The organism is Arthrobacter sp. E44, assembly GCF_041877125.1.
Taxonomy (GTDB): Bacteria; Actinomycetota; Actinomycetes; order Actinomycetales; family Micrococcaceae; genus Arthrobacter.
Map to the genome: position 1 here is coordinate 426,769 of NZ_JBHDJA010000001.1, position 20,824 is coordinate 447,592.

The following is a 20,824-nucleotide window of genomic DNA, read 5'->3' on the forward strand; positions in this document are numbered from 1 at the left end:
CTTGACCACCATATGGATGTCTTGGCTACCCTGAAAACATGAGCGCATCCTCCATCGATCTGGCAGTAATTCCCGGCGACGGCATCGGCCCCGAGGTCATCGCCGAGGCCCTCAAAGTCCTGGAAAAGGCGGTGGCCGCCGAGGGCGTGCAGCTCAAGCCGACGCACTACGAACTCGGCGCCGGACACTGGCTTGCCACGGGGGAGACCCTCCCCGAGCATGTCCTGGAAGACCTGAAAAAGCGCGACGCGATCCTCTTCGGCGCCGTGGGGGCCGCCCCGGGCGACACCCGCATCCCGTCCGGTCTCATCGAGCGCGAACTGCTGCTCAAGCTCCGTTTCAGCCTGGACCACTACGTCAACCTGCGGCCGTCACGCCTTTACGGCACAGTGGGCAGCCCGTTGGCCAACCCCGGGACAATCGACTTCATCGTGGTGCGCGAAGGCACCGAAGGCCCCTACGTCGGCAACGGCGGCACGCTGCGGGCCGGCACGCCGCATGAGGTAGCCACCGAGGTCTCGATGAACACCGCCCACGGCGTGGAGCGCGTGGTCCGCGACGCGTTCCGCCGCGCCAGTGCACGGGAGCGCAAGCACGTCACCCTGGTGCACAAGCACAACGTCCTGGTCTACGCCGGGCACCTGTGGAAGCGCACCGTCGAAGCCGTCGCCCGGGAATTCCCCGAGGTCACCCACGACTACCTGCACATCGATGCCGCCACCATCTTCATGGTCACGGACCCGTCCCGCTTCGACGTGATTGTCACCGACAACCTCTTCGGCGATATCATCACCGACCTTGCCGCAGCCGTCACCGGCGGCATCGGCCTGGCGGCATCAGGCAACATCAATATGGACCGCACCGCACCGTCGATGTTCGAGCCGGTCCATGGTTCCGCACCGGACATCGCGGGCCAGGGCAAGGCGGATCCCACCGCGGCCATCCTCTCCGCGGCACTCCTGCTGGACCACCTGGGCTACACCGATGCCGCCCGGAAGATCGAAGCGGCGGTGGTTGCCGACGTCGAAAAGCGCGACGGCACCGCACGCAGCACCAGCGCCGTGGGCGACGCCATCACCGCCGGCCTGTAGCTGTACTGCCCCGGCGGGTTGCCGCCGGCTTCGGGCGTAAGCTTGTCTCGAATCACCAAATGCCGCCTCGTTGTTCAGCGCTGAGCCCCGGGCGGCCGATCGTGGAGGAACCATGACTCAGACCGCCCATGGCGTCGAATTCACCCGGCAGCCCTCGGAGAACCCGAAGTCCGCCGAAGAGCGTGCAGCCATCCTGGCGAACCCGGGATTCGGCAACTACTTCACCGACCACACCGCCATCGTCGATTACAGCGTGGACGCGGACGGCAACGGCGGCTGGCACGATGCCCGGATCGAACCTTACGGTCCGATCGTCCTGGACCCCTCGGCCGCCGTCTTCCACTACGGCCAGGAGATCTTCGAGGGCCTCAAGGCCTACCGGCACGCGGACGGCTCAATCTGGACCTTCCGCCCGGAGGCCAACGCGGCACGCCTGAACAAGTCCGCCCGCCGCCTGGCCCTGCCCGAACTGCCGGCCGAATACTTCCTCACCGCCATCCGTGAACTGGTGGCCGTCGACAAGGAATGGGTGCCCTCCGGCGACGGCGAAGCCCTGTACCTGCGGCCCTTCATGATCGCCACCGAGGCTTTCCTGGGTGTCCGGGCTGCCCGTGAGGTGTCCTTCCGGGTCATCGCTTCGCCTGCCGGCAACTACTTCGGCGGCGAGCTGAAGCCGGTTTCGATCTGGATCTCCCGCCAGTACGCGCGCGCCGGCCGCGGCGGCACCGGTGATGCAAAGTGCGGCGGCAACTATGCAGCCTCGCTCATTGCACAGCAGGAAGCGGAAGCCAACGGCTGCAAGCAGGTGCTGTTCCTCGACCAGGCCAACGACAACGCCGTCGAAGAACTGGGCGGCATGAACGTGTTCTTCGTCCTGAAGGACGGTTCCCTGGCCACGCCCGCGCTCACCGGCACCATCCTGGAGGGCGTCACCCGCATGTCCGTGATCCAGGTGGCCAAGGACATGGGCCGCGAAGTGGCCGAGCGCAAGATCACCCTGGACGAATGGCGCGACGGCGTAGCCTCCGGCGAGATCACCGAGGTGTTCGCCTGCGGCACGGCCGCGGTCATCACCCCCATCGGGGTCCTCAAGGACGACACCGAGTTCATCGGCTCCGAGGACGCCAAGGCCGGCGAGGTGACCATGGCCATCCGCGAAAGGCTCCTGGGCATCCAGACCGGCGTGGAACCGGACACCCACGGCTGGCTGACCCGCCTGGCATAGCCGGGAGTCTTCAAGTACGACGGCGCCTGCCGGACTTTGGTCCGGCAGGCGCCGTTCTGCCTTCCAGCCGACGGCGGGCGGTCAGCGCCGCGCTGCCTTCCGGGCGGCGTTCTTCATCGCCTTGCGCGAGACCGGCTTGAGTGCCTTGCGGGCAGCTTCCTCGGCGAGAGCCCGGTTGCGGCGGGCGTCGATGATGTCGTTCCAGAGCGTGGTGGCAAAAACGCCGCCGTCCTGGGCGTAGACGTCATAGGGGTAGCCGGCGTAGACGGAGGGCGTAGCGCCGCCAGTGAACAGGTCCTGGCTGTTGGCCTTGGCCACGGCGTCAGCCACTGCCCAGGCACGGGTCAGGTGGCGGGTCAGGTTTTCCTGGACGAACACGTTGGCGTCGCTGGACCGGGATGCCTGGTCCAGCAGGGCTTCCAGGTCTGCGGCGAGAATGGCAGCGCCGGCCTGCTCCGCAGGTGCGGGGGCCGCATCCAGTTCCGCCGTGATCCCGGAAACGGCTTCCGTCCAGTCCGCCGTGTCACGGAATTTCTTCCAGGTGGGAAACCAGACGATGCTGCCGGTGGCGTGGTTGTGGATGTGCAGGAGGCCGGTGGCCTTCTCGGTTGCCGAGTGGTCGTGGCCGTCCGCGTCCGCTTGGGCGAGAAGGTCTGCAAGTGTTGCTGTGCTCATGGGAGGTATCCGGCTTCCTGGTGGTGATCGTAGTGCTGTCACTGTGTGCCAACTCCGGGCTGCGGACGTTCTATTCCGCCGGTGGTGACGGGCGCCGACTGGGGAACGGCTGCCCAATTGGAAAGAGGCCCGCGTGCAAGGATGGGTTCGTGACCACTGATTCCGGCCCCACCATGCAACGCAGCTCCGGCCTCACCCAGTTCATCCTGGCCCCCAACCCCGGACCCATGAGCCTGGACGGCACCAATTCCTACATCCTGCGCGCCTCCGGCCACTCGAGCACGGTGGTGGTGGACCCGGGACCCCACGACGAAACGCACCTGGCGGCACTCGCCGGTGCCGGCGCCGTCGAGCTCGTCCTGGTAACCCACCGCCACGCGGACCACACGGCCGGTTCTGCCCGCCTGCATCAGCTGACGGGGGCACCGGTCCGCGCCGCGGACCTGCTCCATTGCCATGGTGGGGGAGCGCCGCTCTTGGACGGAGAAATCATCCGGGCGGCAGGGCTGGAGATCACCGTGCTGGCCACGCCCGGGCACACCTCGGACTCCGTCTGCTTCCACCTCCCGGCAGACGGAGAGTCCGGTGCAGTGCTGACCGGCGATACCGTGCTCGGGCGGGGGACCACCGTCCTGGACTACCCGGACGGCACGCTGGGTGACTACCTCGCGTCCCTGGACCGGTTGGCGGCGCTGGGTCCTGCAACCGTCCTGCCGGCGCACGGGCCGGTGCTGCCGTCCCTCGAAGCCATCGTCCATGGCTACCGGACCCACCGGGAGGAACGGCTGGCGCAGATCCGCGCGGCGTTGCACCGGCTGGGCCGGGACGCGACCGTCGGGGAGGTGGCTGACGCCGTTTATGCCGACGTCGGCCCTTCCGTCCGCCGCGCTGCGGAACTGTCCGTGGCGGCGCAGCTTTCCTACCTGCGCGGCAGCAATGGCGGGCAGGACGACGGCGGCGGGACGGTAGGGTAGGACCCATGCGTATTGCCAGGTTTGTAGTCGATTCCGATCCCCTGTACGGCGTCGTGGAAGGTGAACCCGGCAGTGAGGAAATCACTGTCATCCACGGCGACCCCTTCTTCAACGGCGTGGAGCGCACTTCCGTGCGCCACAAGCTGGAGGACGTCCGGCTGCTGGCGCCGATCATTCCGCGCAGCAAGGTGATCGGGGTGGGCCGGAACTTCGTGGAGCACGCCAAGGAGCTGGGCAACGAAGTACCGGCGCAGCCGCTGTTGTTCCTCAAGCCGAACACGGCCGTCGTGGGCCCGAATGATCCCGTGGTGCTGCCCGAGTTCTCCGAAGAGGTCTCGTTCGAAGCCGAACTCTGCGTGGTCATCGGCCGCATCTGCAAGGACGTGCCGGAAGAGCGCGTGGATGACGTCATCTTTGGTTACACCTGCGGCAACGACCTCACTGCCCGTGACGTCCAGAAGACCGACCTGCAGTGGACCCGTGCCAAGGGCTTCGACACCTCAGCCCCGCTGGGACCGTGGATCGAGACCGACCTGGACACGGAGGACCTGCAGATTACTGGCAGGCTGAACGGCGAGGTGCGCCAGGATGGCAGCACCAGCCAGATGATCCGCGGCGTGCGCGAGCTGGTGTCGCTCGTGTCGCAGGCCTTCACCCTGCTGCCTGGCGATGTCATTATGACCGGGACGCCCGCGGGCGTGGGCCTGGTCAAGGAAGGTGACCGGTTCGAGGTGGAAATCGAGGGCATCGGGCGCCTGTCCAACCCCATCGTCCGCCGCTAGCGCCCTCCCGGGCCCCGGCCTGCCAGGGTCTGGCCGGGCGGAAGGCCGGGCCCAGCCAGGCGGGTAAAGTTGAAGCCACTATGAGTATCGCTTCTTCGTCACCTGCCGCCTCCATCCCGCCCGTCACCGCCGAAACGCCCGTCCGGGTCCGTTTCTGCCCTTCACCCACGGGAACCCCGCACGTCGGACTGATCCGCACTGCCCTGTTCAACTGGGCCTACGCTCGCCACACCAAGGGCACGCTGGTCTTCCGGATCGAGGATACTGACGCGGCACGGGACAGCGAGGAAAGCTACCACCAGCTGCTGGATGCACTGAAGTGGCTTGGCATCGACTGGGACGAGGGCGTTGAGGTGGGCGGCCCGCACGAGCCCTACCGTCAGTCCCAGCGCGGCGACATCTACCAGGACGTCATCAAGCGGCTGCATGAGGGCGGGTTCATCTACGAGTCCTTCTCCACTCCGGAGGAGATCGAGGCACGCCACCGTGCCGCGGGCCGGGACCCGAAGCTTGGCTACGACGGCTTTGACCGGCACCTGACCGAGGAGCAGCTGGCCCAGTACCGGGCGGAAGGCCGGCAGGCTGTCCTCCGCCTGCGCATGCCGGATGAGGACATTACGTTCAATGACCTGGTGCGCGGCGAGATCACCTTCAAGGCCGGATCCGTGCCCGACTTCGCGGTGGTGCGGGCCAACGGCGCGCCGCTGTACACCCTGGTCAACCCCGTGGATGACGCGCTGATGGGCATCACCCACGTGCTGCGGGGCGAGGACCTGCTCAGCTCCACGCCGCGCCAGGTGGCTCTCTACCGGGCGCTGTACGCCATTGGCGTTGCCGAGTACATGCCGGAGTTCGGCCACCTGCCCTACGTCATGGGACAGGGCAACAAGAAGCTCTCCAAACGCGACCCCGAGTCCAGCCTCTTCCTGCACCGCGAGCGGGGCTTCATCCCCGAAGGGCTGCTGAACTACCTGTCCCTGCTGGGCTGGTCGCTCAGCGCCGACGAGGACATCTTCACGGTGGAGCAGCTCGTTGAGCACTTCGACATCCACGACGTCCTGGGCAACCCCGCGCGCTTCGACCTGAAGAAGGCCGAAGCCATCAACGGCACCCACGTCCGCATGCTTGAGCCCAAGGTGTTCCGAGACCGCGTGGCGCACTACCTGCGCGAAGCAGGCCTGGTGGGGGAGATCCTGACCGACCGCGAGGAAGAGATCCTCACCGAAGCCGCACCCCTGATCCAGGAGCGCATCACCCTGCTGGGCGAGGCGCCGGAGATGCTGGCGTTCCTGTTCAAGGCGGACGACGCCATCGATATCGCCGATGACGCGCGCAAGGGCCTTCCGGCCAACCTTCCCGAGGTGCTGGATGCCGCCATCGCCGCCCTCGAACCGCTGGCTGACTGGACGGCGGAGGACATCCAGGCTGCCCTCAAGCAGGCCTTGGTGGAGGACATGGGCATCAAGCCGCGGCTGGCCTTCGGCCCCGTGCGGACGGCTGTTTCCGGCCGCCGCGTGTCGCCGCCGCTGTTTGAGTCCATGGTGATCCTGGGCAAGGAGTCTTCGCTGCGCCGGCTCCGCGCCTTCCGCGGCTGATGTCCGCTCCCAGCCAGGCACATGCCGCCGCGCTGACCACACCGTTCGGGGTTATCCGGGGCGTCCTGTTCGACATTGATGACACCCTGGTGGACCTTGAGTACTCCATGACCACCGCCCTGCGGGAGGTCAGTGAACACCTCCTGCCAGGCCTGGACCAGGCCGGATGGGAACGCTTCGGGCGTATCTTCACCCACGAAACCACGCACTACTACGACCGCTACCTTGCGGGGGAGCTGACGTTCAATGAACAGCGCCTGCTCCGGGGGCGGGCCGCGTTGGGGCACTTCGGAGTGGAACTTGCCGATGGCGAGGAATCGCACCGATGGCTGAGTGCCTATATGGAGAAGCAGCCTGCGTACGTCAAACCGTTTCCGGACGTGCTGCCGCTGCTGGATGTCCTGGACGCGGCGGGCATTCCTTACGGTGCCGTGAGCAACAACGTGCACGACTACCAGCGGGCCAAGCTGGACGGGGCCGGACTTGAACGGGTCACCCATCTGGTGGGTACCGACACCCTTGGCGTGGCCAAGCCGCATCCGGCAATGTACCTGGAAGGCGTCCGGCTGCTGGGAACCGCCCCCGCTGAGACGCTTTACGTGGGCGACAACCGGCTGCTGGACGCGGAGGGCTCCACGGCGGCAGGGTTGATGGGCGTGTGGCTCAACCGCTCGGGCGAGGTCGTAGAGGATTTCGACGGTGGCATGGTGGCTTCCCTGAACCAGCTGTTGCAGTAGGCCTGCTGCACAGGGCCTGTGCGGCGGCCGCAGCCCTTCGCGAAGGACTGCGGCCGCCGCAGGTGCGGTTCCGGCCGCCGTCAGCCGGTTTCCAGGCCGACAGCCCGTCGGCGAAGGACCAGGTAGGCGGCGACGGCGGCAGCCACCAGCAGTGCCACGAGCAGCAGCGCGACCGCGGGGCTGTTGAGCCACGACGACGGCGATACGGCCGCCACCTTCGTATGCAGTTCCTCGGTCCCGGCCGCGATCCTCGAGTTGCCGTCCGCCAGCTTGCCGGCGCCATCGGCGAGTTTGCCCGATCCATCGTCCAGTTTGCCGTTGCCGTCAGCCAGTTTTCCCGTGCCGTCGGCCAGCTGGGCGGAGCCGGACTGCAGCTGGCCCGTGCCCTTGCTTAGGGTGACCGTGCCGTCGGAGAGCGCCTGCGTCCCGGCCAGCAGGCCAGGGTTGGCGGGGTCCCCATCGCCGTTGACTCCTGCGCTGAGTTTGGTGGTGCCGTCCTGCAGGCTGTTGGCGGCGTAGATCAGGCCGGGGCGGTCCGGGTCGCCCGGAACCCCGTCCATGCCAACCCGGATTTTTGTGGTGCCCTCCGCCAGCATGGTGGTGCCCAGCACCACTCCCGGGTTCTGCGGGTCCGTCGCATTGAGTTTCTCGGCCAAGGTGGCAAAGCCTGCCTTCAGCCGGCCCGCGCCGTCGTTCAACTGGCCGGCTCCCGTGCCCAGCTTGTCCGTTCCGGCCTTCAGCTGCGCGGCGCCGTCGTTCAGCTTCGCCGCACCCGCATCGAGCTGGCCCGCCCCTGCGTAGGCCCGGCGCCCGCCGTCGGCCAGCTTGGCAATCTGGTCCTTGATCACTGCCAGCGGCACCAGGCCCTGAGGACCGTTCGCCGCCGCCTCAAGCTGGTCGAGGCCCTGGCTGAGCGCAGCGAGCCCATCACCCTTGGTGGGATCGTTGCCTGCACCCGGGTAACCCTTCAACTGGGCTGTTCCGCTCTTCAGGGCCGCAGTTCCGGCGCTGAGGCGGCCGGCGCCGGCATCCAGTTGGCCGGCTCCCGCCGCCAGCTGGTCCGTGCCTGCAGCCAACTGCCCGGCGCCGTCGGCGAGATTGTTCGGCGCGTTTCCGGCGGCCGTCGGGGTCAGGGCCGCTGAAAGGGCCACGGCGCCGGCCTGGAGTTTCTTTGCGCCGTCGTCCACCTGGTAGACGCCCGGTACGAGTTTGTTCAGGACATCATTCTGCAGTTTGGTGGTACCGGCATGGAGCTTGTCCACCCCCGGCGCCAGCTGGTCGCGGACTCCGGAGTAGATTTTCCCGGCGCCGGTCTGCAGTTCCGCCGCGCCCGCGTTCAACGCGGCGCTGCCGTCCTTTACTTTGCCGGCGCCGTCCTTCACCTGCGCCGCTCCCTTGTTGGCTGCGCCCGCGCCTGTGGCCAACTGGCCCGAACCGTCCTTGAGCTGGGCAGCTCCGGCAGCGGCCTGCTCCGCTCCATCCATGAGCTGGGCGGCACCGTTGGAGATCTGGCCTGTGAGATAGGTGTAGAAGGCAAGAAAGAGTGCCAACAAAAGGGACAGGGCGATGATCGCGATGGACTGGGAGCGGAGTCTGGGTCTGGCTGCTGCGATGGATGCTGTGCGGGTTGTCAACGCTGACACTTCCTATCTCTCCGCCGGACGACGCTGCCCGGCGGTGTGAACCGTGGTTGGTAAGGCGTTCCCGTTTTCCTCATGGGTGCCCGATGGGTAGGGCGGGGAGGTTGTTACCGATGGGTAACTTACTCGAGAGTAACCACAGGGCTGGATTGTGGGCAAGGGTTTTGTCGGAATGCTTTTGGCGGGAGGCTGGGCGCACTTGGGATGTCGATTTGTGCGAGCTGAAAGTCTCAGGTAAAGTAATTTCTCGTGCTGAGGCGCACGGAGCAGGGAAAACGCCCTGAAAACCGGCCCGAAAGTATCATTGGGATATGGTGTAATTGGCAACACTACGGTTTCTGGTACCGTCATTCTAGGTTCGAGTCCTGGTATCCCAGCTCTGGTTTGAGGGCTGATTTCAGCCGCAAACAGAAGGTTTCCACCCGGTTCGCCGATTTGAAACCTGAGCGAAGTGTGTGAAATACTCACTGAGCTTGAGCAGCGGAAACGCTGCCGGAAGTACGCGGCCCCATCGTATAGCGGCCTAGTACGCCGCCCTCTCACGGCGGTAACGCGGGTTCGAATCCCGCTGGGGTCACCATCGAAATGGTCCCGGGCATCAGCCCGGGACCATTTTTGTTTCCCCACTATGGCTGCACGGCCAAGGCGCGCCATCACGTCTGCGGTAAAACGGCGCACGCCGCCGCGGATCAAGGTTGGCCGACGCGCCGCGGCAGGCCAGGCAAATGGACTGAACTGGCATGATGTTGCTGTGACCTCCCACAACGATTACCACCGGTCCGCACAGACGGACCGCGCCCCCCAGACGGCGCCGCAGGCCGCGGCGGCGGTGACGCTGCTGGAAGAGGTCCGTGCCGGCCTGGAGGATGTCGCGCTGCCGCTGGCCCTGCCGGGTGCCGAGCAGGCGCGGCGGGAGACGTCCGCGGCGAGAGCCCAGCTGGATGACTACATCCTTCCCCGGTACCGCAGCCTGGACGCCCCGCTGCTCGCCGTCGTCGGCGGTTCCACCGGAGCGGGAAAGTCCACCCTGGTGAATGGCCTCGTGGGCCACCCTGTGACCCGCGCCGGCGCCATCCGTCCTACCACCCGCCAACCCATCCTGCTGCACAACCCCGCTGAGGCAAGCTGGTTTGATGGCCAGCGCGTCCTGCCGGGACTGAGCCGGATCCGGGGCACCCTGGCGGCCGGTCCAGTGCCCATGGCTCCGGCCGGCGCTCCGGACAACGCGGTCGACTCGCTGGTCCTGCTGGCCGATCCGGCGGTGCCGGCGGGCATCGCGCTCCTTGACGCACCGGATGTCGACTCCATTTCCGACCAGAACCGCCTGCTGGCAGGGCAGCTGCTGGCGGCGGCGGACCTGTGGGTGTTTGTTACCACCGCCAATCGGTACGCGGACGCCGTTCCCTGGAAGCTCCTCCTGGACGCCGCCTCCCGGGACATCACCGTGGCGGTGGTGCTGGACCGCGTGCCCCAGGGCGCTGAGGCCGAAGTGAGCCAGGACCTTCGCGGACTCCTCGACCGCGAAGGACTCTCCGGAAGCCGCCTCTTCGTCATCCGGGAAACCGCCCTGGACCAGGGCGGCATGCTGCCCGCGGGAACAGTCGACGAGCTGCGCGGATGGCTGTCGTCGCTGGCCGCTGACGCCGCCGGCAGGGCCGACGTCGCCCGGCGGACCCTGAACGGCACCGTCCGCGCCCTGGCCCAGCGCATGACGGAGATCGCGGAGGCAGTCCGCGAACAGGAACGGGCAGCTGCACGGCTCGAAGCGGACGCCGTGGCAGCCTACGGTGATGCGGCCACCCGGATCCTCGACGCCACCAGGGACGGAGCGCTGCTGCGCGGCGAAGTGCTGGCGCGCTGGCAGGACTTTGTGGGCACCGGTGAATTCTTCCGGACACTTGAGCAGAACGTGGGCCGGTTCAGGGACCGCATGGGCGCCTTCTTTAGGGGTGAACCGGCGCCCGCGGTCCGGGTTGAAGCAGCCATTGAGACCGGGCTGCAGGCGGTGATCGTCGACGAAGCAGCCAATGCCGCAGAGGACACGGACCAGCGTTGGCGTTCAGATCCGGCAGGCCGCCAGCTGTTGGGCCGGGAGGATTTGTCCGGCACGGCCCCAGGCTTCGCCGACCGCGCGGCAGCCGAAATCCGCGCCTGGCAGGAAGCGTTAATGGAGCTGATCCGCACGGAAGGGCAGGGCAGGCGCACGCAGGCACGGTGGTTGTCCTTCGGCATCAACGGGCTCGGTGCCGCGCTGATGATCGTGGTGTTTTCGATGACGGCCGGACTGACTGGTCTTGAGATCGGTGTCGCGGGCGGCACCGCCGTCGTGGGCCAGCGCCTGCTCGAGGCCGTGTTCGGCGAGGACGCGGTGCGCCGCATGGCGGACAAGGCCCGTGAGGACCTGGCGGCTCGCTGCCAACAACTGCTGACGGATGAACAGCAGAAGTTCCTGCAGCGGCTGCCGGAGGACAATCCCAACCTCGCGCAGCGGCTTGCCGGCCAGGCCGGGGAACTCGCGCGGCTGGCGGGAAAGGCGTGAGCCGCCACAGCGGGGCACGCGGGTCAACGCGGCTGGACAGCCGGCTCCAGGCCCTCCAGGACGCCCACGAACTGGGGGAGGGCGTGGTCCCGGACGAGGCGCTGCAGGAAGCATTCGACGTCCTGGAACGCGCCAGTTCACGCCGCTCATTGTCCGCCGACCACACCGTGGTGGGGTTTTTCGGAGCGACAGGCAGCGGCAAGTCCTCCCTTTTCAATGCCGTCAGCGGCGCGGAAATCGCAACGGCGGCCGCCCGCCGTCCCACCACATCGGAACCACTGGCGGGGGTGTGGGGAGCAAAGGGGAGCGAGGCGCTGCTGGACTGGCTGGAGGTTGGAAACCGGCACCACGCCGCACCGGTGGAGGGCTTCGCCGATGAACAGACCGGGCTGATCCTGCTGGATTTGCCGGACTTCGATTCGACCCGTGCCGCGAACCGCGAGATCGTGCAGCGGATGGTGGGAATGGTGGACGTCCTGGTCTGGGTGCTCGACCCGCAAAAATATGCCGACGCCGCCGTGCACAACGGATTCCTGGCACCCCTTGCCACCCACGGCGCCGTCACGCTCGTGGTCCTGAACCAGGTGGACCGGCTGCCTGCCCATGATGTGCAACCGGTGCTCGACTCGCTGCACGCGATCCTTGCAGGGGAAGGGCTGGGACAGGTGCAGGTGCTTGCCTCGTCGGCAGTGACGGGAGCGGGAATCCCGGAACTGCGTGCCGCCATCCGCAAGGCTGCCATCCAGCGCCAGGCCCAGTCCCGGCGCCTGGAGGCCGATGTGACCAAGGCAGCGGAGGACCTGCGGCGCGTTTCCGGCGAAGGGGAAGCTGCCGGGGTGCGGACCGTGGCAAAGACGAGACTGGCTGAGGAACTGGCCCTGGCGGCAAACGTCCCTGCCGTGGTGCGGGCGGTAGGCCAGTCCTACCGTCTGGAATCCGTGCGCAGGACGGGCTGGCCTGTAACCCGCTGGCTCTCCCGCTTCCGGCCGGACCCACTGCGGCGGCTCAACCTGCGGCGGGAAACGCCTGCCGAGCTGAACAGGACATCGCTGCCGCCCGCCGGTGCTCCGGAACGGGCCAGGACGGATGCGGCGGTCAGGGAATTTGCGGATTCGGCCAGCGCGGGCGCACCGGGACCCTGGCGGGCCGCAATCCGGGGAACAGCGAGGGCAGGAAGGGACAGGCTGCCCGACGCTCTGGACCAGGCCATCGCCGGAACCGACCTGGGAGCCAACCGCAAAGCCTGGTGGTGGGGGCTCTTCAACATCCTGCAGTGGCTCGCGCTGCTGACGGTCCTGGGCGGCCTGGGCTGGCTCGGCGTGCTGGCCGGGCTGGCGTACCTCCAGTTGCCGGTACCGGAGGTACCCCGAGTGGAGGGATGGCCGGTGCCAACGCTGATGATTGCGCTGGGCGTGGTGTTGGGGATCTTCCTGGCCGTCACCGGCCGCTTTATTGCGGCAGGTGCTGCCCGCGCGCGTGCTGCAAGGGCACGACGCCGGCTCAACAGTGCCGTTGCAGGTGCAGCCCAGGAGCTGGTGGTGGCCCCAGTGGAGGCCGGGATTGCCCGGCTTGCAGCCTTCAACAAGGCCCTGAAGAAGGCAGGGCCAGGCTAGGAGCTTGTTGCCTGGGCGGTGGCGAGGGCAGCCGCGGCATCGCGGATCTTAATCAGGGTGCGCAGGTTGCGGGTGGTAGTGGCGGCCTTGAACTTTGCCTTGGCACTGATCTTGCTGAACGGGCTGTCCAGTGTTCCACCCACCGGGGCCAGCCAGGCAAGGGCTTCCGGCCCCAGCCGCTGCTGGTCATGCTTTTCCAGTGCGGACCCTGCTGCTTCCAGCTCATCCAGCACCTTGGCATCCGACGAGAGGGTGATGTAGGTGTGGGTGGACTTGTCGTCTTCGGGGAAGGGGCAGGCTTCCACCAGCTGGGCCACCCTCCGGGCATCCAGGACCACCACCCACGCCTCATAGCCAAACGCTGCACGCAGGCACTGCTCGCATTCCTGTTTGACGGCGGCCGCGTCCAGGGTACTGGAGAGCACCACGTTTCCGCTGGCCAAAAGGGTCTTGGCATCGGTGAAGCCGCGGTTCTTCAGTGCGTCCCGAAGATCGGCCATCTTGATATTGATTCCGCCCACATTGATGCCGCGGAGGAACACTGCATAGCTGCCCATGGCCACAGCCTAGCGGCGTGAACGGGCGGGAGAGCGGACTTTGCTAGTCGTTGTTTTTCCGCAGCGCCTCGGTGAGGATCCGGCCGGCGTTGCACACCACTTCCGCGTGCAGGCGCCCCGGTTGGCGGGTCAGCCGCTCGATGGGTCCGGAAATGGAGACGGCGGCAATCACCCTGCCGGACGGACCGCGGACGGGGGCCGAGACGGAGGCGACTCCCGGCTCGCGTTCGCCAAGGCTCTGTCCCCAGCCCCGCCGTCGTACCCCTGCCAGGACGGTGGGCGTGAAGCGGGCTGACTGCAGGCCCTCAAGGAGCCGGTCGTGGTCCTCCCAGGCGAGCAGGACCTGGGCGGCGGAGCCGGCTTTCATGGACAATTGCGTGCCGACGGGGATGGTGTCGCGCAAACCGATGGGGCGTTCGGCGGAGGCGACGCAGACGCGCCAGTCGCCCTGTCGGCGGAAGATCTGCGCGCTCTCGCCGGTGGCGTCGCGCAACTGCATCAGCACGGGCCCGGCGGAGGCGATCAGGCGGTCCTCGCCGGCTGCCGAGGCGAGCTCAACGAGCCGGCTGCCGAGGACGAACCGGCCCTGGATGTCGCGGCTGACCAGCCGGTGGTGCACCAGCGCCAAAGCGAGGCGGTGGACAGTGGGCCGGGCCAGTCCGGTAGCGGCCACCAGCTGCGCCAGCGTGGTGGGACCTGCCTCGAGTGCGTCGAGCACCTGGGCCGCTTTATCAATGACACCGACTCCACTAGAATTGTCCATGTAATGATATTGCCGTCTCAGTATCTGAGATGCAAATCTTTCGGCTGGCGCAGCGCGGAGCCGTCCTGATTCAGTTGGACTAATCAGCCAAACAGCAGTGAAGGGAGATGGCCATGGCAAAGACATTGGCCGAGAAAGTCTGGGACGCGCACGTGGTGCGCAAAGGTGACGGCGAAGGAGCCAACGCCCAGCCAGACCTTCTGTTCATCGACCTCCACCTGGTCCACGAAGTCACGTCCCCGCAGGCCTTTGAAGGCCTGCGGCTGGCCGGCCGCAAGCTGCGCCGGCCGGACCTGACCATTGCCACCGAGGATCACAACACCCCCACGCTGGACATCGACAAGCCCATTGCTGATTTGACCAGCCGCACTCAGATCGAGACCCTGCGCCACAACTGCGCGGAGTTCGGTGTCCGGCTGCACAGCCTGGGCGACGCAGAACAGGGCATTGTCCACGTGGTCGGTCCGCAGCTGGGCCTCACCCAGCCGGGCATGACGGTTGTCTGCGGCGACTCGCACACTTCCACCCACGGCGCCTTCGGTGCCCTGGCCATGGGCATCGGCACCTCCGAGGTGGAGCATGTCATGGCCACCCAGACCCTGTCGCTCAAGGCGTTCAAGACCATGGCCATCAACGTCGAGGGCACCCTGCGTCCCGGTGTCACGGCCAAGGACATCATCCTGGCGGTCATCGCCAAGATCGGCACCGGCGGCGGGCAGGGCTACGTCCTGGAATACCGCGGCTCCGCGATTCGTGCCTTGTCCATGGAAGCCCGCATGACCATCTGCAACATGTCCATCGAGGCCGGCGCCCGCGCCGGCATGGTGGCCCCGGACGAGACCACGTACGCCTACATGAAGGGCCGCCCGCACGCTCCGGAAGGCGCTGACTGGGATGCCGCCGTCGAATATTGGAACACGCTGCGGACCGACGACGACGCCACCTTCGACGTCGAGGTGGACCTGGATGCCGACACGCTGGAGCCCTTCGTCACCTGGGGCACCAACCCAGGGCAGGGCGTCTCCCTGTCCCAGGCCGTCCCGAACCCGGCGGACTTCGGCGACGAAAATGCCAAGGCCGCCGCGGAGCGGGCCCTGCAGTACATGGGCCTGGAAGCCGGCACCCCCATGAAGGACATTCGCGTTGACACCGTCTTCCTGGGCTCCTGCACCAACTCGCGCATCGAGGACCTGCGCGCTGCGGCGGACATCATCCGCGGGCGCGAAAAGGACCCGAATGTGCGGATGCTGGTGGTACCGGGTTCGGCCCGTGTCCGGCTTGAGGCCGAGGCCGAGGGACTGGACCGTGTGTTCAAGGACTTCGGCGCCGAATGGCGCTTTGCCGGCTGCTCCATGTGCCTGGGCATGAACCCGGACCAGCTGGAGCCGGGGGAGCGCTGCGCCTCCACGTCCAACCGCAACTTTGAAGGACGCCAGGGCAAGGGCGGCCGCACGCACCTGGTCTCCCCGGTGGTGGCTGCAGCCACGGCGGTGCGCGGCACGCTCAGCTCGCCGTCGGACCTTGAGCCGGCCCCCGAACCCGCCGCCATCCGCATCGACGCAGCCTAGGACAGACATCATGGAAAAGTTCACCAAGCACACCGGCATCGGCGTCCCGCTGCGCCAGAGCAATGTTGACACCGACCAGATCATCCCGGCGGTGTACCTCAAGCGCATCACCCGGACCGGCTTTGAGGATGCCCTGTTCTCCGCCTGGCGCAAGGACCCGTCCTTCATCCTCAACCAGGAGCCCTACAATGCCGGCTCCGTGCTGGTGGCCGGGCCGGACTTCGGCACCGGTTCCTCCCGCGAGCACGCCGTGTGGGCCTTGAAGGACTACGGCTTCAAGGCAGTGCTATCCTCCCGCTTCGCCGACATCTTCCGCGGCAACTCCGGCAAGCAGGGGCTGCTGGCCGCGCAGGTGGCGCAGGACGACATCGAGCTCATCTGGAAGGAACTCGAGAACGCTCCGGGGACCCAGGTCACCGTGGATCTCGAGTCCAAGACCGTGGTGTGCGGCAACATCGTGGCGCCGTTCGAGATCGACGACTACACCCGCTGGCGGCTCCTGGAGGGGCTGGACGACATCGGGCTGACCCTCCAGCACGAAGCCGACATCACCGCCTACGAGGCGACCCGCCCGGCGTTCAAGCCCAAGACCCTGCCGGCAAAGCTCTCCTAGCTGCCCGGACCATTCCGGCGGCAGGGGCGGGTCCGCCACGCCCCGCCGCCGGTGCCCCCTTATTTCGGTTCGGTAACGCGACCTCCTATGCTTGGTTGGAGCCTTTGCAAGGTTTTGGGGGCTAGTGATCGTGAGGAAACCGGTATATGAGTAGTGTTCTGACAATCCGCGGCGGTGTCCCGCTTACAGGCCGCGTCAGCGTCCGTGGGGCAAAGAACCTTGTCCCGAAGGCAATGGTTGCGGCCTTGCTGGGCAACGAACCGTCGGTGTTGCGGAACGTGCCGGAAATCAAGGACGTGGAGGTGGTTACCTCCCTGTTGCAGCTGCACGGCGTGACCGTGGAGAAGGATCCGGTCAACGGTGACCTCACCCTCGACCCCAAGGCCGCGAAGACGGCATCCAGCACCGCCATCGATGCGCATGCCGGGGATTCCCGCATCCCCATCCTGCTGTGCGGGCCACTGATCCACGCCATCGGCGAAGCCTTCATCCCGGACCTGGGCGGCTGCAAGATCGGCGACCGGCCCATCGACTACCACCTGGACGTCCTGCGGCAGTTCGGCGCCGTGGTGGAGAAGCGCCCCGGCGGCATCCACATCTCCGCGCCCAAGGGCCTGCATGGCGCCAAGATCTCGCTGCCGTACCCGTCCGTCGGCGCCACCGAACAGGTCCTCCTCAGCGCCACCCGCGCCGAGGGCATCACGGAGCTTTCCGGTGCAGCCACCGAGCCGGAAATCATCGACCTCATCGCCGTCCTGCAGAAGATGGGCGCCATCATCAGCGTCCAGACGGACCGCACCATCCGCATTGAGGGCGTCCGCGACCTGGGCGGCTATAACCACCGGGCCCTCTCGGACCGCAACGAATCCGCGTCCTGGGCTTCGGCAGCGCTGGTGACCCGCGGAGACATCTTCGTCGAGGGTGCTTCGCAGCGCGACATGATGACCTTCCTGAACACCTACCGCAAGGTGGGCGGCGGCATGGACATCGGCGAGGACGGCATCCGCTTCTACCACAAGGGCGGAAAGCTGAGCCCGCTGGTCCTCGAGACGGACGTCCACCCCGGATTCATGACTGACTGGCAGCAGCCCCTTGTGGTGGCGCTGACCCAGGCCGAGGGTGTCTCGATCGTCCACGAAACGGTCTACGAGAACCGCTTCGGCTTCACCGATGCCCTGATCCGCATGGGTGCCAGCATCCAGGTGCACCGCGAGTGCCTTGGCAGCGTTCCGTGCCGGTTCGGCCAGCGGAACTTCCTGCACTCCGCCGTCATCTCCGGCCCCACCCAGCTCAAGGGAACGGACATCGACGTTCCGGACCTCCGCGGCGGCTTCAGCCACCTGATCGCCGCCCTGGCCGCCACAGGAACCTCGCGGGTCACCGGCATCGACATCATCAACCGCGGCTACGAGCGTTTCACCGAGAAGCTTGCCGGCCTCGGTGCCGATTTCGACATCACCACCACGAAGTAGAGCGGAACTGTGAAGGAATCTGCCAAGAGCAGGGCCACATTTGTGTTCATCGCCGGCATCGCCCGGCCGCTGCTGAACCTCATGATGTCCAAGACGTGGGAGGGAACCGAAAAACTTCCCGCGGGCGGCTTCATCGCCGCGCCCAACCACTGCACGGAGATTGACCCCCTGGTGGTGGGCCACATGCTGTACAACCAGGGACGGGCCCCGCACTTCCTCGCCAAGGCGTCCCTGTTCAAGGTCCCCGGCCTGGGCCCGCTGCTGAGAGCCACCAAGCAGGTGCCGGTGGAGCGTTCGACGGCGGGAGCGAACCGTTCGCTGCAGGTGGCCCAGGAGATCGTGGCTGAGGGCGGTGCCATCATCATCTACCCCGAGGGCACGCTGACGCGTGATCCCGACCTGTGGCCCATGAAGGGGCATACCGGCGCTGCACGTCTGGCCCTCGAAGGCGGAATCCCCGTGGTGCCCATCGCCCACTGGGGTGCCCACGAGGTGTTCCCCAGGTACGGCAAGCGTTTCCACCTGTTCCCGCGGAAGCGATCACGGGTACTGGTGGGGGACCCTGTGGACCTGAGCGCGTTCGACGGACGTCCCTTGGACAAGGCAACGCTGGCGGAGGCCACGGAAGTCATCATGGCTGCGATCACGGGGCTCCTTGCGAGCCTGCGCGGTGAGCAGCCGCCGGCGGAACGGTGGGACCCGGCCAAGCAACAGCAGGCCAAGCAGGGGCGGTTCGTGGAACGCGGACAGCAGCACGGTGCAGGAACGGAAGCTCCGTGACCGCTGACGCAAAGCCGGGAGCGGCCCGCACGGTCGCCGTTCTTGGCGCGGGGTCCTGGGGGACCACGTTCGCGAAAATCCTCGCAGATGCAGCCATCGCCACGGGAACGCCTCGTGCCATCAAGCTGTGGGGCCGGCGCGCCGAAGTGGTGGAGGAGATCAACACCAGCCACCGCAACAGCGACTACCTCAAGGACATCGTCCTGCCAGAAAACATCACAGCGTCTACCGACGTCAGCGAGGTGTTGGCGGGAGCCGAACTTGTGGTGATCGCCGTTCCGGCCCAGTCACTGCGTCCGCAGTTGCGGGAGTGGAAGGCCATGATCGCCCCGGGTGCCGTCGTCGTCTCCCTCATGAAAGGCCTTGAGCTGGGAACCGACGCCCGGATGAGTGAGGTCATCAGCCAGGAACTGGACCTGCCGCTGGAACGCATCGCCGTCGTCTCCGGACCCAACCTCGCCATGGAAATTGCCCGGGAGGAGCCCACGGCGTCCGTCGTTGCCTGCACGGACTCCGCCACCGCCGGCTGGCTGGCCAGGACCTGCACCGCTCCGTACTTCCGGCCCTACACCACTTCGGACGTCGTCGGCGTCGAAATCGGCGGCATCGTCAAGAACGTGATCGCACTTGCCGTGGGCATCTGCGAGGGCAGGCAGATGGGGGACAACACCAAGGCCTCGGTGATCACCCGGGGGCTGGCGGAAACATCCCGCCTCGCGCTGGCGCTGGGTGGAGAGGCCAAGACCATGGCCGGGCTCGCCGGGCTGGGCGACCTCGTCGCAACCTGTTCGTCCGCACTGTCCCGGAACCATACCGCCGGCAGGCTGCTCGGCCAGGGACTGACGCTGGAGGAGGTGGGCCGCAAGATGACCCAGACCGCCGAAGGTATCAAGTCGGGCCAGGCCGTCCACGAACTCGCCGGCAAGCTCGGCGTCGAAATGCCCATTACTGCCGCCGTGGTTGCGGTGCTGGCAGGCAAGCTGTCCGTTGACCAACTGGGGCCGGTTCTGCTGTCCCGGGAATTGAAACCTGAAGGCGATTACTGACCATGTCCCACGACACAAACACCCCCGGGGAAACGGCACCCAACAGGAAACCGCGCGTTGCGGTGCTCTTCGGCGGCCGCTCCAGCGAGCATGCGGTGAGCTGTGTGACTGCCGCCGGTGTCCTGGGCGAGATTAACAAGGACAAGTACGAGGTAATTCCCATCGGGATTGCCAAGACCGGCCAATGGGTCCTGGCCCCGGCGGAAACGGCCCAGTGGTCCCTGTCGGCCTCAGCCCTCCCCGAGGTCGTGCCCTCGTCGGAGACCGTCACCCTGGCCGAGATCGGCGGGGAACACCAGCTGATTGTGGCGTCGCCCAACCAGGTGCCGCAGGAACTGGGCGCCGTGGATGTGGTCTTCCCGCTGCTGCACGGCCCGTTCGGCGAAGACGGCACCATCCAGGGACTCCTTGAGCTTTCCGACACCCGGTATGTCGGCGCGGGGGTCCTTGCCTCGGCGGTCGGCATGGACAAGCACTACATGAAGGTGGTTTTCGAAGCTGCCGGACTCCGCGTCGGCCCCTATGTCGTGGTCACCGACAGGCAGTGGCGCCGGGACCCCGAGTCCGTCCGCAAGCAGGTGGACCGGCTCGGGTTCCCCGTGTTCGTCAAGCCGGCCCGTGCGGGCTCCTCGATGGGCATTTCGAAGGTTGACTCCCTGGACGACCTGGATGCCGCCATCGAAGAAGCCCGCCGCCACGACCTGAAGCTCGTGATCGAAGCCGGGATCGTGGGACGCGAAATCGAGTGCGCCGTCCTGGAAGGCAGGGGCACCGACGCGCCCCGGACCTCCATGCCGGGGGAGATCTCCGTATCCGGGGGAACGCACGAGTTCTACGACTTCAACGCCAAGTACGTCGAGGATGACGCCGCGGCCCTGAGCTGCCCGGCCGACATCCCTGCCGAAGCGATCTCCCGGGTCCGTGAGCTCGCTGCCGCCGCATTCGATGCCGTCGGTGCCGAGGGCCTGAGCCGGGTGGACTTCTTCTACACGCCCGAGGGTGAGTTGATCATCAACGAGATCAACACCATGCCCGGCTTCACGCCCAAGAGCATGTACCCGCAGATGTGGGCGGCTTCAGGCCTGGGCTACGCCGACCTGATCGATGAACTCATCTACCTGGCCCTGAACCGCAAGACCGGACTCCGCTGATCC

General features: G+C 67.0%; 18 protein-coding genes and 2 tRNA genes. 16 read left to right on the forward strand and 4 right to left on the reverse strand.

The window, feature by feature from the left end; all coding sequences use genetic code 11:
- Positions 1-38: 38 nt before the first annotated feature.
- On the forward strand, positions 39-1,091 hold the full coding sequence (locus ACETK3_RS01890; protein ID WP_306967455.1) for a 3-isopropylmalate dehydrogenase: 1,053 nt from the start codon (positions 39-41) through the stop codon (positions 1,089-1,091).
- A 112-nt stretch (positions 1,092-1,203) separates the two neighbouring features.
- Positions 1,204-2,316 carry a branched-chain amino acid aminotransferase gene (locus tag ACETK3_RS01895; RefSeq protein WP_236798690.1) on the forward strand — a complete coding sequence of 371 codons (1,113 nt, stop codon included), beginning with the start codon at positions 1,204-1,206 and terminating at the stop codon, positions 2,314-2,316.
- Positions 2,317-2,397: 81 nt separating this feature from the next.
- Here ACETK3_RS01895 and ACETK3_RS01900 read toward each other — a convergent pair whose 3' ends face one another.
- Positions 2,398-2,991 (reverse strand): hypothetical protein, encoded by a 594-nt coding sequence (locus ACETK3_RS01900; protein WP_236798689.1) that lies wholly within the window; start codon positions 2,989-2,991, stop codon positions 2,398-2,400.
- 149 nt (positions 2,992-3,140) lie between these two features.
- Here ACETK3_RS01900 and ACETK3_RS01905 point away from each other — a divergent pair, with 149 nt between their 5' ends.
- The 4 genes from ACETK3_RS01905 to ACETK3_RS01920 all read left to right on the forward strand — a co-directional run bounded on the left by ACETK3_RS01905 (position 3,141) and on the right by ACETK3_RS01920 (position 7,079).
- Positions 3,141-3,965 carry an MBL fold metallo-hydrolase gene (locus ACETK3_RS01905; RefSeq protein ID WP_306967452.1) on the forward strand — a complete coding sequence of 275 codons (825 nt, stop codon included), beginning with the start codon at positions 3,141-3,143 and terminating at the stop codon, positions 3,963-3,965.
- Between the two features lie 5 nt (positions 3,966-3,970).
- Complete coding sequence (locus ACETK3_RS01910) at positions 3,971-4,747, forward strand: fumarylacetoacetate hydrolase family protein (RefSeq protein ID WP_236798687.1); 777 nt, start codon at positions 3,971-3,973, stop codon at positions 4,745-4,747.
- Positions 4,748-4,827: 80 nt separating this feature from the next.
- Positions 4,828-6,342 (forward strand): glutamate--tRNA ligase, encoded by a 1,515-nt coding sequence (gene gltX, locus ACETK3_RS01915; protein ID WP_236798686.1) that lies wholly within the window; start codon positions 4,828-4,830, stop codon positions 6,340-6,342.
- Positions 6,342-7,079 (forward strand): HAD family hydrolase, encoded by a 738-nt coding sequence (locus tag ACETK3_RS01920; RefSeq protein WP_373992410.1) that lies wholly within the window; start codon positions 6,342-6,344, stop codon positions 7,077-7,079. The genes gltX and ACETK3_RS01920 overlap by 1 nt, the downstream gene beginning before the upstream one ends.
- An 80-nt stretch (positions 7,080-7,159) precedes the next feature.
- Here the strand turns inward: ACETK3_RS01920 and ACETK3_RS01925 are convergent, their stop codons facing one another.
- Positions 7,160-8,722: a hypothetical protein gene (locus ACETK3_RS01925; protein ID WP_373992411.1), complete on the reverse strand. Its 1,563-nt coding sequence runs from the start codon at positions 8,720-8,722 to the stop codon at positions 7,160-7,162.
- 302 nt (positions 8,723-9,024) lie between these two features.
- On the opposite strand from ACETK3_RS01925, the gene ACETK3_RS01930 reads away from it, so the two are divergent.
- The 4 genes from ACETK3_RS01930 to ACETK3_RS01945 all read left to right on the forward strand — a co-directional run bounded on the left by ACETK3_RS01930 (position 9,025) and on the right by ACETK3_RS01945 (position 12,871).
- A tRNA-Gln gene (locus tag ACETK3_RS01930) sits at positions 9,025-9,096 on the forward strand.
- Positions 9,097-9,223: 127 nt separating this feature from the next.
- Positions 9,224-9,299, forward strand: a tRNA-Glu gene (locus ACETK3_RS01935).
- 171 nt (positions 9,300-9,470) lie between these two features.
- On the forward strand, positions 9,471-11,258 hold the full coding sequence (locus ACETK3_RS01940; RefSeq protein ID WP_373462113.1) for a dynamin family protein: 1,788 nt from the start codon (positions 9,471-9,473) through the stop codon (positions 11,256-11,258).
- Complete coding sequence (locus ACETK3_RS01945; RefSeq protein ID WP_306967446.1) at positions 11,255-12,871, forward strand: GTPase; 1,617 nt, start codon at positions 11,255-11,257, stop codon at positions 12,869-12,871. Before ACETK3_RS01940 ends, ACETK3_RS01945 begins: the two co-directional genes overlap by 4 nt.
- Here the strand turns inward: ACETK3_RS01945 and ACETK3_RS01950 are convergent.
- On the reverse strand, positions 12,868-13,428 hold the full coding sequence (locus tag ACETK3_RS01950) for a DUF1697 domain-containing protein (RefSeq protein WP_306967444.1): 561 nt from the start codon (positions 13,426-13,428) through the stop codon (positions 12,868-12,870). The genes ACETK3_RS01945 and ACETK3_RS01950 overlap by 4 nt on opposite strands.
- Before the next feature lie 43 nt (positions 13,429-13,471).
- Positions 13,472-14,191 carry an IclR family transcriptional regulator gene (locus ACETK3_RS01955; protein ID WP_009356552.1) on the reverse strand — a complete coding sequence of 240 codons (720 nt, stop codon included), beginning with the start codon at positions 14,189-14,191 and terminating at the stop codon, positions 13,472-13,474.
- A 113-nt stretch (positions 14,192-14,304) separates the two neighbouring features.
- Here ACETK3_RS01955 and leuC point away from each other — a divergent pair, with 113 nt between their 5' ends.
- The 6 genes from leuC (at position 14,305) to ACETK3_RS01985 (ending at position 20,821) form a co-directional block, all read left to right on the forward strand.
- Complete coding sequence (gene leuC / locus ACETK3_RS01960) at positions 14,305-15,759, forward strand: 3-isopropylmalate dehydratase large subunit (RefSeq protein ID WP_236798681.1); 1,455 nt, start codon at positions 14,305-14,307, stop codon at positions 15,757-15,759.
- 10 nt (positions 15,760-15,769) lie between these two features.
- Positions 15,770-16,372 (forward strand): 3-isopropylmalate dehydratase small subunit, encoded by a 603-nt coding sequence (gene leuD, locus ACETK3_RS01965; RefSeq protein WP_142133504.1) that lies wholly within the window; start codon positions 15,770-15,772, stop codon positions 16,370-16,372.
- Between the two features lie 146 nt (positions 16,373-16,518).
- Complete coding sequence (gene murA / locus ACETK3_RS01970) at positions 16,519-17,844, forward strand: UDP-N-acetylglucosamine 1-carboxyvinyltransferase (RefSeq protein WP_236798680.1); 1,326 nt, start codon at positions 16,519-16,521, stop codon at positions 17,842-17,844.
- Positions 17,845-17,853: 9 nt separating this feature from the next.
- On the forward strand, positions 17,854-18,624 hold the full coding sequence (locus tag ACETK3_RS01975; RefSeq protein ID WP_236819897.1) for a 1-acyl-sn-glycerol-3-phosphate acyltransferase: 771 nt from the start codon (positions 17,854-17,856) through the stop codon (positions 18,622-18,624).
- Positions 18,621-19,670, forward strand: coding sequence for an NAD(P)H-dependent glycerol-3-phosphate dehydrogenase (locus ACETK3_RS01980; RefSeq protein ID WP_237428454.1), 1,050 nt, complete (start codon positions 18,621-18,623; stop codon positions 19,668-19,670). Before ACETK3_RS01975 ends, ACETK3_RS01980 begins: the two co-directional genes overlap by 4 nt.
- A gap of 2 nt (positions 19,671-19,672) precedes the next feature.
- Positions 19,673-20,821, forward strand: coding sequence for a D-alanine--D-alanine ligase family protein (locus ACETK3_RS01985; protein ID WP_373992412.1), 1,149 nt, complete (start codon positions 19,673-19,675; stop codon positions 20,819-20,821).
- Positions 20,822-20,824 lie beyond the last annotated feature (3 nt).

What these genes read in the sequence shown, in the direction of transcription:
- ACETK3_RS01890 (WP_306967455.1), top strand. Translation starts at nt 39, where the DNA reads ATGAGCGCATCCTCCATCGATCTGGCAGTAATTCCCGGCGACGGCATC.
- ACETK3_RS01895 (WP_236798690.1), top strand. Translation starts at nt 1,204, where the DNA reads ATGACTCAGACCGCCCATGGCGTCGAATTCACCCGGCAGCCCTCGGAG.
- ACETK3_RS01900 (WP_236798689.1), bottom strand. Translation starts at nt 2,991, where the DNA reads ATGAGCACAGCAACACTTGCAGACCTTCTCGCCCAAGCGGACGCGGAC.
- ACETK3_RS01910 (WP_236798687.1), top strand. Translation starts at nt 3,971, where the DNA reads ATGCGTATTGCCAGGTTTGTAGTCGATTCCGATCCCCTGTACGGCGTC.
- gltX (WP_236798686.1), top strand. Translation starts at nt 4,828, where the DNA reads ATGAGTATCGCTTCTTCGTCACCTGCCGCCTCCATCCCGCCCGTCACC.
- ACETK3_RS01920 (WP_373992410.1), top strand. Translation starts at nt 6,342, where the DNA reads ATGTCCGCTCCCAGCCAGGCACATGCCGCCGCGCTGACCACACCGTTC.
- ACETK3_RS01950 (WP_306967444.1), bottom strand. Translation starts at nt 13,428, where the DNA reads ATGGGCAGCTATGCAGTGTTCCTCCGCGGCATCAATGTGGGCGGAATC.
- ACETK3_RS01955 (WP_009356552.1), bottom strand. Translation starts at nt 14,191, where the DNA reads ATGGACAATTCTAGTGGAGTCGGTGTCATTGATAAAGCGGCCCAGGTG.
- leuC (WP_236798681.1), top strand. Translation starts at nt 14,305, where the DNA reads ATGGCAAAGACATTGGCCGAGAAAGTCTGGGACGCGCACGTGGTGCGC.
- leuD (WP_142133504.1), top strand. Translation starts at nt 15,770, where the DNA reads ATGGAAAAGTTCACCAAGCACACCGGCATCGGCGTCCCGCTGCGCCAG.
- murA (WP_236798680.1), top strand. Translation starts at nt 16,519, where the DNA reads ATGAGTAGTGTTCTGACAATCCGCGGCGGTGTCCCGCTTACAGGCCGC.
- ACETK3_RS01985 (WP_373992412.1), top strand. Translation starts at nt 19,673, where the DNA reads ATGTCCCACGACACAAACACCCCCGGGGAAACGGCACCCAACAGGAAA.